Raw genomic sequence first — 14,237 nt, 5'->3', positions numbered from 1 at the left:
CCCGGCACCCCAGGCCCGCCCCGCGGCCCCCGCGGCCCCCGCGGCGCGGGCAGCCCTGGCGGCCCGACCCGCGCAGGCACCCGCACCCGGCCGTGTGTCCGTCGAGATGGAGCTCGCCGTGGCGGACTCCGACATCGGCATCCACCGCACTTTCGACCCCTACTTCGCCGTCCTCCGCGTGACGTTCCCCGACCTCGACGTCGCGGTCCGCCCTTCCGCCCTCGCACTAAGGTTCTCCTATGACCAGCACTGACCCGAACAGGCTCTCGGAGGGGTCGCCGTCCCTCCCGAACCCGGGAGCGCGACGTGTGCGGCTGGCCATCCTCGACGACCACGAGGTGCTGCTGGACAGCCTGTCGAGCTGGATCGCGGTGAACGCGTTCGACTTCGACCTGGCCCTGACCGCGCACACCTGGCTCGAGATGGTCCACAGCGACAGCTTCCCGACCGACCTGGTGTTCCTGGACTTCCAGCTCAAGGAACCGGTCTCGATCGAGGCCCGCGTCCGCACCTGCCGTGCCGCCGGGGCGAAGGTCATCGTGCTCTCGAGCGTCGACAGCCGTGAGTCCCGCGACCGCGCCCTGGCAGCCGGCGCCGCGGCGTTCCTGTCGAAGTCGCTCCCGATGCGCGAGGTGATGGACGTCGCCCGCGAGATCATGGGCGTCGCCCGCGAGACCCCGCAGCCCCGCGAGTGGCGTCCGCTGCCGACGGGTGCCGCCGCGCACCAGCGCCCGAAGCTCAGCGCCGGTGAGGAAGAGGCGCTGCGGCTCTACGTGTCCGGCTACTCGACGAACGAGGTCGCCGCGCAGATGAACGTGCAGTACGAGACCGCCAAGACCTACCTGCGTCGCGTGCGTGAGAAGTACAGCAAGGTGGGCCGCCCCGCCTCGAAGAAGTCCGACCTCATCCGTCGGGCCGCCGAGGACGGGTTCCTCGCGTAGTGGCGAAGCTCTACTTCCGCTACGGCGCGATGAACAGCGGCAAGAGCACGGGCTTGCTGCAGGCCGCCTACAACTACGAGGAGCGCGGGCACCGGGTGCTGCTCGCCAAGCCCGCGGTGGACACCAAGGGCGACCGCGAGATCGTCTCCCGCCTCGGCGTCACCCGGACCGTCGACATCGTGTTCTCGCCGGACGCCGACGTGCGCCAGGCCGTCTCCGCCGCCGGCGCCGTCGACCCCGATTCGGACCGCCTGGACGGCATGGTGCGGCCCGTCAGCTGCGTGCTCGTCGATGAGGCGCAGTTCCTCACCCCGCAGCAGGTCGACGACCTGCTGCGCATCGCGGTGCTCGACGAGATCCCGGTCATCACCTACGGCATCCGCACGGACTTCCGCACCGAGGCGTTCCCCGGCAGCGCCCGCCTGCTCGAGGTCGCGCACTCCCTCGAAGAGCTGAAGACCATCTGCCGCTGCGGCCGCAAGGCGGTCTTCAACGCCCGGACGGTCGACGGCCGGTTCGTCTTCGACGGCTCCCAGGTCGCGATCGACGGCGTCGACGTCGCCTACGAGTCGCTCTGCGCCAACTGCTACCTGACGGAATCCGGCGGCCGCCTCGACGGCGCCTGACCGCTCGCGCCGGCGTGCGTCCGGTCCGCACCCAGCAGACGGACTGGAGGCCCGTGGCGGCGCCGCCACGGGCCTCCAGTCCGTCGCGTGCCCAGGAATGCACGTGCGTCGACGCGCGTTGGTGACCACATGACCGACGACACCCTGCACCTGTCCGTCCTCGACCTGGCAACCCGCGAGTACGGCCAGTCCAACACCGAGGCCCTGCAGGGGTCCATCGACATGGCCGTGCACGCCGAGCAGCTCGGGTACGAGCGGTTCTGGGTCGCCGAACACCACGGGATGCCGGGCATCACGTCCTCGGCCCCGGCGGTGCTGCTGAGCGCTGTGGGCGCGGCCACCTCGACCATCCGCATCGGATCCGGTGGCGTCATGCTGCCCAACCACGCGCCCCTCGTCGTCGCCGAGCAGTTCGGCACCCTCCGTGCCCTGTACGGCGACCGGGTCGACCTCGGGCTCGGGCGCGCTCCCGGCACCGACGGCGCGACGGCGATGGCCCTCCGCCGCACGGACCGACTCGACGTGGACGACTTCCCGGACCGCCTGGCCGACCTGATCGGGTTCTTCACCGGAATGGGCGCGGAGAACCCGCTGGCCGGCATCCGCGCCGTGCCGGGCTACGGCGACGTGCCGGAGTTCTGGCTGCTCGGGTCCTCGGGCTACAGCGCCCAGGTCGCCGGTGCGCTCGGTATCTCGTTCGCCTTCGCCCACCACTTCGCGTCCGACAACACCGAGGCGGCACTCGCCCTGTACCGCGATTCGTTCCGTCCGTCGCGCTTCCGGCAGACGCCGAACGCGCTGATCGGTGTGCAGGTCGTCACCGACGAGGACCCCGCCGTCATCGACGAGCAGAGCGCCCCGGGCATGATCTCGTTCATCCGGATGCGCTCGGGCCGGAAGCCGGAGCCGGTGTCGATGGACGAGGCGCGTGCGTACGAGTTCAACGACCTCGAGCGTCGGTTCATCGCGGCCCGCACCGAGCGTCAGGCCTACGGCAACGCCGAGCAGGTCGCGGAGCAGATCAACGCGCTCGTGGCGTCGACCGGAGCGAACGGCGTGATCGTCTCGCCCGGTGCTGCACAGGCGCGGTACCGGCACCAGGCGCTCGACGTCGTGGCCGGGCTGCACGCGGCTGGCAAGCTCGTGCCCGCGGGTGCGTCGGTCTCCGTCTAGTTCGCTTCGTGAGCAGGAATGGTCGGGTGTCCGCTGGGCACCCGACCATTCCTGCTCACGAAGTTCTGTGGCGCTTCAGGCGAGCAGGCCCAGGCGCGTGGCTGCAGCGACGGCCCCGACGCGGGAACCGACGTCGAGCTTGCGGAAGACGTTGTAGACGTGCCGCTTGACGGTGCCGATCGCGAGCTGCAGGTCGGCGGCGATCTCGGCGTTGGTGCGCGCGGCGGCGAGGAGCCGCAGGACCTCGAGCTCGCGGTCGCTCAACGGTGAGCCGGCTCGGGCCTCGGTCACCAGGTCGACGGGGAACGTGACGGGTGCCGCATCGGCGTGGGCTGCGCGGGCGATCCGGTCGACGAGTTCACGGCTCGGGGTGTCCTTCGTGACGAAGTCGACCGCGCCGGCATCGAGCAGGGTCCGGCGGAGGACGGCGTCCCGGTGCATCGTGAGCACCACCACCCGGATGTCCGGGCGGGTCCGGCGGACCGTGGCGATCGTCGTCCGTGCCGGCGGGCCGTCCAGTTCGACGTCGAGCAGCAGGACGTCGATCGCGGCGGCCTCGGGGGAGTCGAGCACCTCTGACGGTCGTTCGCCGTGCGCCACGACGCGGATCGTGGGGACCGCGGCCAGGATCGTGGCGAGTCCTTCGCGGAAGAGCCGGTGGTCGTCGACGATGGCGACGTGGGTGACGGTCACAGGGTCCCCCTCGGGATGGTCAGGCGGACGGTGGTGCCGTGGTCTCGGCTGCCGCGGACGCTGTCGACGTCGAGCCGGGCCCCGATCACCGCCGCACGCTCGCGCATGGTCTGCTGGCCGAGGCGGCCGTCGGCGTCGCTCTCCACGTCGAAGCCCGGTCCGTCATCGGCGACCGTCACCACCAGCGCAGTGGGGGACCACGCGAAGCGCACCGAGGTCGTCGAGCCCGGAGCGTGCTTGCTGCGGTTCGTGAGCGCCTCGAGCAGGATCGTCAGCGCTTCCTCGGCCTGCCAGTTCGGCAGGGGACCGGCGACACCCGTCGACTCGATGGACAGGAGGTCGTCGTCGGGGAACAGATCGCGCACGTGCCGTCGGAGCGCGTCGTCGAGCAGGGCATCCCCGACCCGGGCGTGCAGGCTCACTGCGAGGTCCTGGACGTCGCCGAGTGCGCTCCGGAGCAACCGCGCTGCGTCGTCGAGCTGGTCGGCTCGTTCGTCCGCCGGCGGATCCGTCAGCAGGACGAGGTCGAGGCGCTGCAGCCCGGCGAGGATGCCGTGGGCGACGCGGTCGTGCAGGTCCCGCGCGATCTGCGTCCGGGAGTCCAGGTGCGCCGTGGTGAGGCGTTGGCGCAGTGCCTCCGTGTACGCGACCGCCCCGGCCGGGAACCGGCTCCAGATGCCGGCGTGCAGGGCCCTGGTGGCGCGCAGGACCTCGGCGGTGGACGCCGCGCCGACCTCGTCGACGAAGACCGGCAGGTAGGCATCGAACAGCATCTCCGCCGCGAGCATGGCGCCGGCCGGGTGCTGGGCGTGCTCGGCGTGCAGACTGCCGGTCGCCAGGTGCTCGGGGTCGAGGAACGCGTGGCTCACGACGCTGCCGTCGGTCCCCGCGGCGTAGCGCTCGTGGGCCTCGGCGATCATCGACGAGACGTTCTCGGTCAGGCTCTGCGCCAGGGCCGGGTCGTCCGCGATGTCGGGAAACTCGGCGGCGATCGTGACGAGCACGGCGGCGAGGGGATGGTCGTTCTGCATGGCGTTTGCGAGCGTAGCGGGAGGGGCTGCTCGCGATGGGGCGGGGACCGGCTGACTGGGTCGTGCGACCCATCGGGCGGCCGAGACGCATCCGGGGAAAGCAGAAGGCCCTGGTTCCGGAGAACCAGGGCCTTCTTCGTACTGTCTCAACACAGTGTCGGGGTGACAGGATTTGAACCTGCGACCTCCTCGTCCCGAACGAGGCGCGCTACCAAGCTGCGCCACACCCCGCGGTGTGATCACTCCGTACCGGAGCAACCAGACAATACTATCCGATGATCGGGGATGCTCACGACCATCCGGTGAACTCCCGGGCGCGTCGGCTCAGGAAGCCCGCGCGGTCAGGGTGACCACGACGGCCTCGGGCCGGCAGGCGAACCGGACGGGCGCGTAGATCGAGGTGCCGAGACCGGCCGAGACCTCGAGCCACGACCAGTGGTTGCGGTGCTCCCACTTGTGCAACCCGCTCGCGTACCGGCGGGGGAGGTCGCTGTTCGTGACGAGCGCGCCGACCCCGGGGACCGCCACCTGACCGCCGTGGGTGTGCCCGGCGAAGATGATGTCGGCACCCTGGGTCACGAAGGCATCGAGCACGCGACGGTACGGCGCGTGCGTGACACCGATCGCGACCGGAGCGGGGCCGTCCTCGTCCTCGGACCACGGCACGTCGCTGCGCATCTCGTCGACGTTGGTGGGGAGCAGGTCGAGGCGGTCCCAGTCGCGGTGCGCGTCCGAGGTGCCGAACAGCTCGAACCGGGAGCCGCGGAGTTCGATCGCGTGCGCCTGGTCGTTGAGGTCGAGCCAGCCGAGCGACTCGAAGAACGCCGTCTGCCGATCGATGTCGAGACCGACGGGCTCCGCAGCCTTGTGCATCCGGCTCGGCCCCGAGAAGTACTTGAGCGGGTTGCGCGGGGAGGGCCCGAAGAAGTCGTTCGACCCGTAGGCGAAGACACCGGGCACCCCGCGGAACGGCTCGAGCGCGTACTCCACGGCGGCGTTCGCGGTCGCGTGGCCGAGGTTGTCCCCGGTGTTCACGATGAAGTCCGGTTCGACCAGGCTCAGGTCGCGCAGCCACTGCTGCTTGTCGGCCTGCCACGGGGCCATGTGGATGTCGGAGAGGTGCAGGACGGTGACGTCACGGGATCCCGGCGGGAGCACCGGGACGGTCTCCCACCGGATCCCGAAGCGACGCCGCTCGACGAGCGAGCCCCACGCTGCCGAAGCAGCTCCGACGGCCGCGCCGGCAGCGAGGACGCCGAGTGCGGTGCGACCGCGGGTCACTTGCAGTCCTTGGGCGCCTTGCCGTTCTTGTCGCCGTAGAGCTGGATCGTCACGTTGTCGTTCTTGTTCGCCGTGGCGTTGATCGCCGGCTCGACCGCGGCGACCTTGCAGGTCTTGCCACCGCCGCCCTTGGCGTAGCTGTCGGCGAGGGTGACGCTCGTGAACCCGGCGTCGTTCAGGGCCGAGCGGGCGTCCCCGAGTGAGTCGCCGCCGATCTCAGGCACGGTCGCCTGGGTGCCGTCGGACGTGTAGACGGTGACGCTCGAACCCGAGGACAGGAGCGCACCCGCCGCCGGGGACGTCGAGGTCACGGAACCGGGGTTCCCCGGGCCGGGGCGTGCCCCACCGTCGACGTAGGTGAACCCGGCGCCGGAGATCGCCGCGCGGGCCTCGTCCGCGGTCTTGCCCTGCAGGTTCGGGAGCGCCTTGGCATTGCCGCGGAGCGCCGAGCTGTTCGGGTCGGTGAACGGACCCGCTGGGTAGATCGCGTTGACCGGCGTCTGCGCCTGCCGCCACACGTCCGCACGGCTGGCGGCGTACGTGCCGCTCACCCCGTTGCTGAAGTTGCGGAGGTTGGTGAGCTTGCCGTCGGTGTTGCCCTGCCAGTAGGCGGTGGCGACACGCGAGCTCGAGCCGACCAGCCAGATCTGGTTGCCGTCGTCGGTCGTACCCGTCTTGCCGAACAGCTGCATGCCGTCCGGGGTCTGCGCGCCGCGAGCGGTGCCGCCAGCGATCGTGCCCTTCATGGCGTAGACCGCAGCGTGGGCGACCTCGGGATCGATCGCCTGCTTGCAGTCCTTGGTCTGTCCGCCGAGCTTCTTGCCGGAGGGCGAGGTGATCTGGTCGATGGCGATCGGCTTGCAGTAGATGCCGTTGTTCGCGACGGCGGCGTACGCGGCGGCCATCGTCATGGGCGCGATCTCGTTGATACCGAGGACCGACGACGGGTTGGAGAGGAGCTCCCCGCCGTCCGCACGGTGGACGCCGAGGGATTCGGCGACCTTCTTGATGTCGCAGAGGTCGAGCTTCTGCGCCATGTTGAGGAACGCCAGGTTGATGGACTGCGCCGTCGCCGCGGCGACGGTGTAGTTGCCGCTCTCGCCGGGACTGTCGTTCTTCGGCCGGTATCCGCCTCCGACGTAGTACGGCTGGCCGCACTGGGTCCACCCCGTCGACATGTCGCGCGGCGCGCCACTGACGACCTCGTTCAGCCCGTGCCCGGCCTGCAGCCACGCGAGCAGGGTGAAGAGCTTGTACGTCGAGCCGGTCTGGAAGCCCTTGGCGCTGCCGTACTTCTCGTCGACGCTGTAGTTCAGGGACGTCGATGTCGGCGCGGACTTCAACGACTCGTCGAAGTCCTTGTTCTGTGCCATCGTGACGATGCGGCCGGAGCCTGCCTCGATCGAGTTCAGCGTGGCGCCCAGGGCCAGGTTCGTCTCGGCCTTGTTGTCGTACGTGTTGACGAGACGCTTCTGCTCGGCGTTCAGGTCGATGTTCAGCGTCGTCTGGATCTTGTAGCCGCCGTTGCGCCACGCGGTGTCGCGAGCTTTCTGCGACGAGCCGAGCTGCGACATCTCGAGTACGACCTTCTTGGCGTAGTCGCAGAAGAACTGCGAGCCGTCGCCGACCGAGGCGCGGCAGCCCTGCGAGGGCTGCGTCAGGTGCACGTAGTCCGCCGGCTTCGACTGGCGGGCCGTTCGGTACTCGGCCTCGGTGAGGTTCTTCTGGTCGTACATCGAACGGAGCACGACGTTGCGTCGGGCGACGTTGGCGTCGTACTTCTTCGGGCTCGACAGGTTGCGCGCCTCGGGGTACTGCACGATCGCGATGAGCGACGCGGCCTCGGCCGGGGTCAGGTCGGTCGCGCTCTTGTTGTAGTAGTGCTGCGCCGCGGCCTGCACGCCGTAGGTCTGGTCGCCGAAGTAGGCGATGTTCAGGTAGGCGGTGAGGATCTCCTTCTTGGAGTACTTCTTCGCCAGCCCGATCGCGAGCTTCATCTCCTCCAGCTTGCGGGGGATGGTCTGCTCGACGGCCTCGTTGTAGGCCTTCTCCTGCTCCTTCTTGGTGGGGAGGTTCAGGGCTTCGTTCATCTTGATGTTGCGGACGAGCTGCATGGTCAGCGTCGACCCACCGCCCGAGTCGCCGAGGCCGCCCGCGATGCTGCCCACACCGGCGCGGATGAGCGACGTCATGTCGACGCCGCCGTGGTCGTAGAAGCGCTTGTCCTCGCCGTCGATCGCCGCGTTCTTCAGCTGGTCGCTGATCTGGTCGAACTTCAGCTCTTGGCGGTTCTGGTCGTACAGGGTGGCGAAGTGCACCGACTTGCCGCCCGAGTACGCGTACAGCTCGTTGCGCTGCGGCAGGTCACCGATCTCGATGTACTCCGGCAGGGACTCGAACACACCGATCGTGGACGTCGTCGTGACACCGGCGACGGCGATGGCCGGGGTGACCCCGATCGTGACGAGCAGGCCGGCGAGGGCACTGAACCCGACGAATCCGATGAAGGCGCCGACTGCTGAGACGGGCTTGGTCCGCGATGCAGACGTCTTCTGGGCAGACATAGGATGCAGCCTAAACGACACCCCCGACTGAAAGGCTGGCAAGGAACCGCATGACTCGCTGGGAGTACTTCACCACGCCGCTGATGATCCACAACACCACCGCGATCCTCAACAACTACGGGGACGAGGGCTGGGAGCTGGTCCAGATCGTCACCGGGCCCGAGGGCGGTCTCGTCGCCTACCTGAAGCGCCCCAAGGCCGACGCATGAGCGTCTCCGACCGGCTCGCCGAACTCGGCCTGACGATCCCCGCGGTCGCCGCGCCCGTCGCCGCCTACGTGCCCGCCGTCGTGACGGGCCAGTACGTCTACACGGCGGGCCAGCTGCCCTTCGTCGACGGCGCACTGCCCGTGACCGGCAAGGTCGGTACCGACGTCGACGCGGAGACCGCTGCCGCCCAGGCACGCGTCGCCGCGCTGAACGCCCTGGCCGCCGTGCAGTCGGTCGCCGGTTCGCTCGACCGCGTGGCCCGTGTCGTCAAGGTCACGGTCTTCGTCGCGTCGGACCCGTCGTTCACCGGGCAGCCCGGTGTCGCGAACGGCGCGTCGACCCTGGTCGGCGAGGTCTTCGGCGACGCCGGCGTCCACGCGCGGAGCGCGGTGGGCGTCGCCGTGCTCCCGCTGGACGCGCCGGTCGAGGTCGAGCTGGTGGTGGAGCTCACCGCCTGACGGACCGTCAGCCGAACGCAGTACGCGAGCAGGGCCTCCAGTCCGGATCTGACTGGAGGCCCTGCTTCCGTCCCCGGGACTACATGAGTTCCGCGATGGTCGCCATGATCGTCGGGTCGGCGAGCGTCGTCGTGTCGCCGATGCGGCGGCCCTCGGCCGCGTCGCGGAGCAGGCGCCGCATGATCTTGCCGGAGCGTGTCTTCGGCAGCTCCGGCACGATGACGACCTGGCGCGGCTTCGCGATCGCGCCGATCCGCTTGCCGACCCAGTTGCGGAGCTCCGCGGAGGCGGTCTCGCGGTCGACGTCTGCGGCGGCCTCGGCCGTCAGGATGACGAAGGCGACGACGGCCTGCCCGGTGGTCTCGTCGGCGGCACCGACCACGGCGGCCTCGGCGACGCCCTCGTGGCCGACCAGGGCGGACTCGATCTCAGCCGTCGACAGGCGGTGTCCCGAGACGTTCATGACGTCGTCGACGCGCCCCTGCACCCAGATGTCGCCCTGCCCGTCGAGCCGCGCACCGTCGCCGGCGAAGTAGCGGCCGGGGAACCGCGACCAGTACGTCTCGACGAACCGGTCCGGGTCGTTCCAGATCCCGCGGGCCATCGACGGCCACGGCTCGGTGATCGTGAGGTAGCCGCTCTCGCCAGGTTCGGCACGGTTGCCGTCGTCGTCGACGATCTCGGCGACGATGCCCGGCAGGGGCGTCTGCGCGGCGCCGGGCTTGAGCTTCGTGACGCCGGGCAGCGCGGAGATCATGATGGCGCCGGTCTCGGTCTGCCACCACGTGTCGACGATCGGCGTGCGGTCGTGGCCGATGACCTGGCGGTACCACTGCCACGCCTCGGGGTTGATCGGTTCGCCGACGCTGCCGAGCAGGCGGAGGGTCTCGAGGCTGCGCGCTTCGGGGATCTCGCGGCCGGCCTTCATCGCGGCGCGGACCGCCGTGGGTGCGGTGTAGAGGACGGTGACGCCGTACGCGTCGACGAGGTCCCACCAGCGGCCGGGCTTCGGCTCGTCGGGGGTGCCCTCGTAGAGCACCTGGGTCACGCCGTTGGCGAGCGGGCCGTAGACGACGTAGGAGTGGCCGGTGATCCAGCCGATGTCGGCGGTGCACCAGTAGACGTCCTTCTCCGGGTGCATGTCGAAGACGTTCTTGTGCGTGTAGGCCGCCTGGGTCAGGTAGCCGCCGGAGGTGTGCACGATGCCCTTCGGCTTCCCGGTCGTGCCCGAGGTGTACAGGATGAACAGCGGGGTCTCGGCGGGGAACGCCCGGGCCTCGTGGGTCGGCGCCGCCTTCGCCAGCTCGTCGTGCCACCAGACGTCGCGGTCGTTCCAGGCGATGTCGTTGCCGCCGCGCTTGACGACCAGGACGTGCTCGACCGTGTCGGTGCCCTCGCCGGTCAGCGCCTCGTCGACTGCGGGCTTGAGCGGTGAGACGGCACCGCGCCGCCACCCGCCGTCCGCGGTGACGACGAGCTTCGCGCCGGCGTCCTCGATGCGGGCACGGAGGCTCTCCGCGCTGAACCCGCCGAAGACGACCGAGTGCACGGCGCCGATGCGGGCGACGGCGAGCATCGTCACGACGGCCTCGGGGATGAGTGGCAGGTACACGACCACCCGGTCCCCCTGGCCCACGCCGAGGTCGGTGAGCATGTTCGCGGCGCGCTGGACCTCGGCGGTCAGCTCGGCGTAGGTGATCCGACGCGTGTCGCCGGGAGCGCCCTCGAAGTGGATCGCGACCCGGTCGCCGTTGCCAGCGCGGACGTGTCGGTCGAGGCAGTTCTCGGCGACGTTGAGCGTGCCGTCGGCGAACCACTTCGCGAACGGGGCGCCCGACCAGTCCAGGGTCTGCGTGAACGGGGTGCGCCAGTCGAGCAGGGAGCGGGACTGCTCGGCCCAGAACGCCTCGCGGTCGGCTGCTGCTGCGCGGTGGAGGTCCTCGCCGGCGACCGCGTCGGCCACGAACTCGGGCGGCGGTGCGAAGGTCGCTCCGTCGTCGCCTCGGGGGTCGGTCTGGGTCGGAGTGGACATCGATGTCCTTTCGCGTCGTTGCGGCCTCTGGTGGCATCCGTCGTGGATGCATGCGTGCGTCCGCCGTGGATGCGGGCGTGCATCCGCGGCGGGTGCGTGCGAGCATCCGTCGCCGGTGCCTGCGTGCATCCGGAGACTACCCCTCGGCCGGGTCGGGGCGCGGCACGCCCGGAGGTCGTGTCCGGGGTTGCCCTCGAGGGCCGATCGTGGGGTACAGTAGTTCCCGCTGGACTCGTTTCCGGCGGCATCGAATCGGATTCCCCCCAATCCCTCGATGTCAAGGCGGCACCTGTTCCCCCCAACCGGTGCCGCCTCTTCTGTTTTCCGGAGTCCGACTCGAGCGACGGTTGCTCGTCGGGTGCCGACGTGTGCCCCGATCCGCGCAGGGACGCCGGTCGCGTGGACAGACCGGTCCATGCTCGTGCATGCATTCTGCATGTTCTTGCGTAGCAGGTGCTACGCACAGTCCGGCCGGGGGAAGCGGGGGTGGTGGGTCACCCCGAGCGCGTCGGTGTCGCATCATCGACCGGGGTACGGCTTTCCGTTTCGGGGGACAAACCGGTCCGTTGGTGGGGCATACCGACGTTGTCCACAGAAGTGGGGACGGTCTCGTCGGGGTGGTGGGTCGCTGCCTACCGTCGGCGGCATGCCCCTGCACCGTGCTCCTCTTCTTCCCCGCGTGTCGGCGTCGGAGTCCGTCGCGTCGCCGTCTCACACCTCGGCGCCTGCCGCATCGACACCGCCTGCGTTCTCGGCACCGGCTCGGACCCATGCTCCGTCGGCACCCTTCCTACCCGGGGCCGCGCCGCCGGCTCGTCGCCGGGCCGCCGTGGTCGTCGAGTTCGAGGAACTCGCCGCCCTGGTGACTGATGCCACCGTGACGGACGTCCTGGTGCTCGGTGGCGTGGGGACCTGGGTCGACCGCGGGACCGGCCTCGAGGCCGTCCAGCCGCGACTGACCGAAGCGCGAGCCCGCGAGCTCGCGACCCGGCTCGTCGCGCTCGGCGGTCGCCACGTCGACGAGACCACCCCGTGCGCGGACGTCCGGCACGGCGACGGTGTCCGGGTCCACGTCGTCCTTGCTCCGGTGTCCGTCGGCGGCACCGCCGTGTCGATCCGGCTGCCACAGGTCCAGCGACCCTCCCTCGCCACCCTCGAGCGCGGCGGGACCTTCGCGTTCGTCCCGCGGTCGGTCGTCGAGGACGCCGTCGCCGCGCGCCGGAACGTGCTGGTCACCGGCGCGACCGGCAGCGGCAAGACCACCCTGCTCGCGGCGATGCTCGGCAACGTCCCCGTCGACGAGCGCATCGTGACGGTGGAGGACGTCGCCGAGCTCCGGATCGCCCACCCGCACGTCGTCGCGCTCGAGGCGCGGCAGGCGAACGCCGAGGGGGTCGGCGCGATCGGCCTCGACCGGCTCGTGCGCGAGGCGCTGCGGATGAGACCCGATCGGATCGTCGTGGGGGAGTGCCGCGGCGCCGAGGTCCGCGAACTCCTCTCCGCCCTGAACACCGGGCACGACGGAGGAGCCGGCACCGTGCACGCCAACGGCATCGCCGACGTGGCCGCTCGCCTCGAAGCACTCGGCGCACTCGCCGGCCTCGGCGCCGAGGCGCTCGCCCGGCAGGCCGTCAGTGCCTTCGACCTGGTCCTGCACGTGGAGCGACGAGCAGGACAGCGGCGGCTCGGCGGCGTGGGCACGTTGTGCGTCGGCCGGGACGGGAGGCTCGAGGTGCGCCCGGTGGACGGGCTGCGGTGAGCCGACCCACACCCGACGGCCCGGCGCGGGTGGCCGGGGTGCTCGACCGGGTGGCGACGCTGGTCGCGGCGGGGGTCCCGCCGCCGCGCGCCTGGCGGCTCGTCGGCGGACTGCCCGGGTCCGGGGGACCCGCCCAGCAGGACATCGTCGTCGTCCTCCGCGTGGCGGACCGGACGGGAGCGCCCGTCGCGGAGACCCTCCGCGGGCTCGCCGGCGCGCTCCGACGCGCCGCCGCCTCGGACCGCGCGATCCGGGTCGCCCTGGCCGGTCCGCGGACGAGCGCCCGGGTCGTGCTCGCGCTGCCGCTCTTCGGGCTGGGCCTCGGTGCGGCCTGGGGTGCCGGTGCCGTCGAGGTCCTGGTCGGCTCACCGGCCGGTTGGGCGTGCTCGTGCACGGCGGCGGCCCTCGTCCTGGCCGGTCGGAGGTGGACCGCTCGGCTGGTCCGTTCCGCGACCCCCGACGGCCGCGTCCCCGGGGTGCTCCTCGATGCCTGGGCCGTGGCGGTCGCCGGAGGCGGGTCGTGGACCACCGCCGGGCAGGCCGTCGCCGAGGCGTCCGCGGGGGCCGCCGCGCCCGCCGGCGACCTGGACCGCCTGCGGGAGGTCCTCGACCTCGCCCGGCGCGCCGGGGTCCCCGCCGCAGGGTTGCTCCGCCGCGCTGCCGAGGACGTGCGCGACGAGGCTGCTGCCGACGGGCTCGTGGCGGCGGAACGACTGGCGGTCCGGCTGGTGCTGCCGCTCGGGGTCTGCGTCCTGCCGGCATTCGTGCTCGTGGGGGTGGTGCCCGTGGTGGTGGGGGTCCTCTCCTCCACGGTGGGCGGTACCGCGTGACTTCTCCACAGATGCCACCGGGACCTCCTCGTCGACACCCCAGCCGGGACACGCTGGTCCCACCGAACAGAAAGGACGGACACCATGAGCACCACGTCATCCCCCGACCGCCGCACCAGTCGGGCCATCCGCCGGAGTCACCCGCGTCCCCCCGTCGCCCGGTGGCGGTCCCGACTGCGGGACGACCGGGGATCGGCCACCGCCGAGTACGCGGTCGTCATCCTCGCCGCCGTGGCCTTCGCCGGTGTGCTCGTCGCCGTCATGCGCTCCGGCGAGGTCCAGACCATCCTCACCGACCTCGTCCGTGGCGCGCTCTCGCTGTGAGCGCGGCTCCGTGACCGTCGAGTTCGCGGTGGCGCTCCCCGTGGTGGCGCTCGTGCTGACCGCCCTCGTCGCGGCGGTCCTCGTCGTCGACGCGCAGGGCCGCCTGCAATTCGCCGCAGCCACCGCCGCCCGGGCGATCGGGCGCGACGACGAGAGCCAGGGCCGGTCCGCGGCCGACCGGATCGCTCCGGGGGTCTCGGTCGTCGTCCGGTCGGAGGGTGACCTGGTCTGCGTCGACGCCACGCGCGGCGGGATAGGCCCCTTCGCGGCACTCCAACTGACCGCGACGGGGTGCGCCGTGGCCCGAGGGGGCTGA

The 14,237-nt window shown here is 71.2% G+C and carries 15 protein-coding genes and 1 tRNA gene; 10 read left to right on the top strand and 6 right to left on the bottom strand.

Features of this window, described 5'->3' with window-relative positions; translation table 11 throughout:
• The 4 genes from DEJ21_RS18365 to DEJ21_RS15070 form a co-directional block, all read left to right on the top strand.
• Positions 1-253 (top strand): hypothetical protein (locus tag DEJ21_RS18365; protein WP_181435924.1); only part of this gene is annotated, 253 nt, incomplete at its 5' end.
• Positions 240-941 carry a response regulator transcription factor gene (locus DEJ21_RS15080; protein WP_035808846.1) on the top strand — a complete coding sequence of 234 codons (702 nt, stop codon included), beginning with the start codon at positions 240-242 and terminating at the stop codon, positions 939-941. The genes DEJ21_RS18365 and DEJ21_RS15080, both read left to right, overlap by 14 nt.
• Positions 941-1,567, top strand: coding sequence for a thymidine kinase (locus DEJ21_RS15075; protein ID WP_111225138.1), 627 nt, complete (start codon positions 941-943; stop codon positions 1,565-1,567). Before DEJ21_RS15080 ends, DEJ21_RS15075 begins: the two co-directional genes overlap by 1 nt.
• Before the next feature lie 129 nt (positions 1,568-1,696).
• Positions 1,697-2,740, top strand: a complete 1,044-nt coding sequence (locus DEJ21_RS15070) for an LLM class flavin-dependent oxidoreductase (RefSeq protein WP_111225137.1) — start codon at positions 1,697-1,699, stop codon at positions 2,738-2,740.
• Between the two features lie 75 nt (positions 2,741-2,815).
• Here the strand turns inward: DEJ21_RS15070 and DEJ21_RS15065 are convergent, their stop codons facing one another.
• The 5 genes from DEJ21_RS15065 to DEJ21_RS15045 form a co-directional block, all read right to left on the bottom strand.
• Positions 2,816-3,433, bottom strand: coding sequence for a response regulator (locus tag DEJ21_RS15065; protein WP_111225136.1), 618 nt, complete (start codon positions 3,431-3,433; stop codon positions 2,816-2,818).
• Positions 3,430-4,464 (bottom strand): sensor histidine kinase, encoded by a 1,035-nt coding sequence (locus DEJ21_RS15060; protein WP_111225135.1) that lies wholly within the window; start codon positions 4,462-4,464, stop codon positions 3,430-3,432. The genes DEJ21_RS15065 and DEJ21_RS15060 overlap by 4 nt, the downstream gene beginning before the upstream one ends.
• A gap of 157 nt (positions 4,465-4,621) precedes the next feature.
• A tRNA-Pro gene (locus tag DEJ21_RS15055) sits at positions 4,622-4,695 on the bottom strand.
• A 93-nt stretch (positions 4,696-4,788) separates the two neighbouring features.
• Positions 4,789-5,745 carry a metallophosphoesterase gene (locus DEJ21_RS15050; RefSeq protein WP_071405008.1) on the bottom strand — a complete coding sequence of 319 codons (957 nt, stop codon included), beginning with the start codon at positions 5,743-5,745 and terminating at the stop codon, positions 4,789-4,791.
• Positions 5,742-8,309 carry a transglycosylase domain-containing protein gene (locus tag DEJ21_RS15045; RefSeq protein ID WP_111225134.1) on the bottom strand — a complete coding sequence of 856 codons (2,568 nt, stop codon included), beginning with the start codon at positions 8,307-8,309 and terminating at the stop codon, positions 5,742-5,744. The genes DEJ21_RS15050 and DEJ21_RS15045 overlap by 4 nt, the downstream gene beginning before the upstream one ends.
• A 50-nt stretch (positions 8,310-8,359) precedes the next feature.
• Here DEJ21_RS15045 and DEJ21_RS15040 point away from each other — a divergent pair, with 50 nt between their 5' ends.
• Both DEJ21_RS15040 and DEJ21_RS15035 read left to right on the top strand, forming a co-directional pair.
• Positions 8,360-8,518, top strand: a complete 159-nt coding sequence (locus DEJ21_RS15040) for a DUF4177 domain-containing protein (protein WP_017888699.1) — start codon at positions 8,360-8,362, stop codon at positions 8,516-8,518.
• The gene (locus DEJ21_RS15035; RefSeq protein ID WP_071405006.1) at positions 8,515-8,976 is read left to right on the top strand and encodes a RidA family protein; all 462 of its coding nucleotides are present in this window, start codon (positions 8,515-8,517) and stop codon (positions 8,974-8,976) included. Before DEJ21_RS15040 ends, DEJ21_RS15035 begins: the two co-directional genes overlap by 4 nt.
• Before the next feature lie 79 nt (positions 8,977-9,055).
• On the opposite strand, the gene acs is transcribed toward DEJ21_RS15035, so the two are convergent.
• The gene (acs, locus tag DEJ21_RS15030) at positions 9,056-11,008 is read right to left on the bottom strand and encodes an acetate--CoA ligase (protein ID WP_111225133.1); all 1,953 of its coding nucleotides are present in this window, start codon (positions 11,006-11,008) and stop codon (positions 9,056-9,058) included.
• 829 nt (positions 11,009-11,837) lie between these two features.
• On the opposite strand from acs, the gene DEJ21_RS15025 reads away from it, so the two are divergent.
• The 4 genes from DEJ21_RS15025 to DEJ21_RS15010 all read left to right on the top strand — a co-directional run bounded on the left by DEJ21_RS15025 (position 11,838) and on the right by DEJ21_RS15010 (position 14,237).
• Positions 11,838-12,767: a CpaF family protein gene (locus DEJ21_RS15025; RefSeq protein ID WP_111225132.1), complete on the top strand. Its 930-nt coding sequence runs from the start codon at positions 11,838-11,840 to the stop codon at positions 12,765-12,767.
• Entirely contained in the window at positions 12,764-13,597 is an 834-nt protein-coding gene (locus DEJ21_RS15020) for a type II secretion system F family protein (RefSeq protein WP_181435923.1), read from the top strand. Before DEJ21_RS15025 ends, DEJ21_RS15020 begins: the two co-directional genes overlap by 4 nt.
• Positions 13,598-13,681: 84 nt before the next feature.
• Positions 13,682-13,921, top strand: a complete 240-nt coding sequence (locus DEJ21_RS15015; RefSeq protein WP_111225130.1) for a DUF4244 domain-containing protein — start codon at positions 13,682-13,684, stop codon at positions 13,919-13,921.
• Positions 13,922-13,931: 10 nt separating this feature from the next.
• Positions 13,932-14,237 (top strand): TadE family type IV pilus minor pilin, encoded by a 306-nt coding sequence (locus DEJ21_RS15010; protein WP_258375093.1) that lies wholly within the window; start codon positions 13,932-13,934, stop codon positions 14,235-14,237.

Source organism: Curtobacterium sp. MCSS17_006, from assembly GCF_003234215.1.
Lineage (GTDB): Bacteria > Actinomycetota > Actinomycetes > Actinomycetales > Microbacteriaceae > Curtobacterium > Curtobacterium flaccumfaciens.
This window is presented reverse-complemented; position numbering and strand designations above follow the sequence as displayed.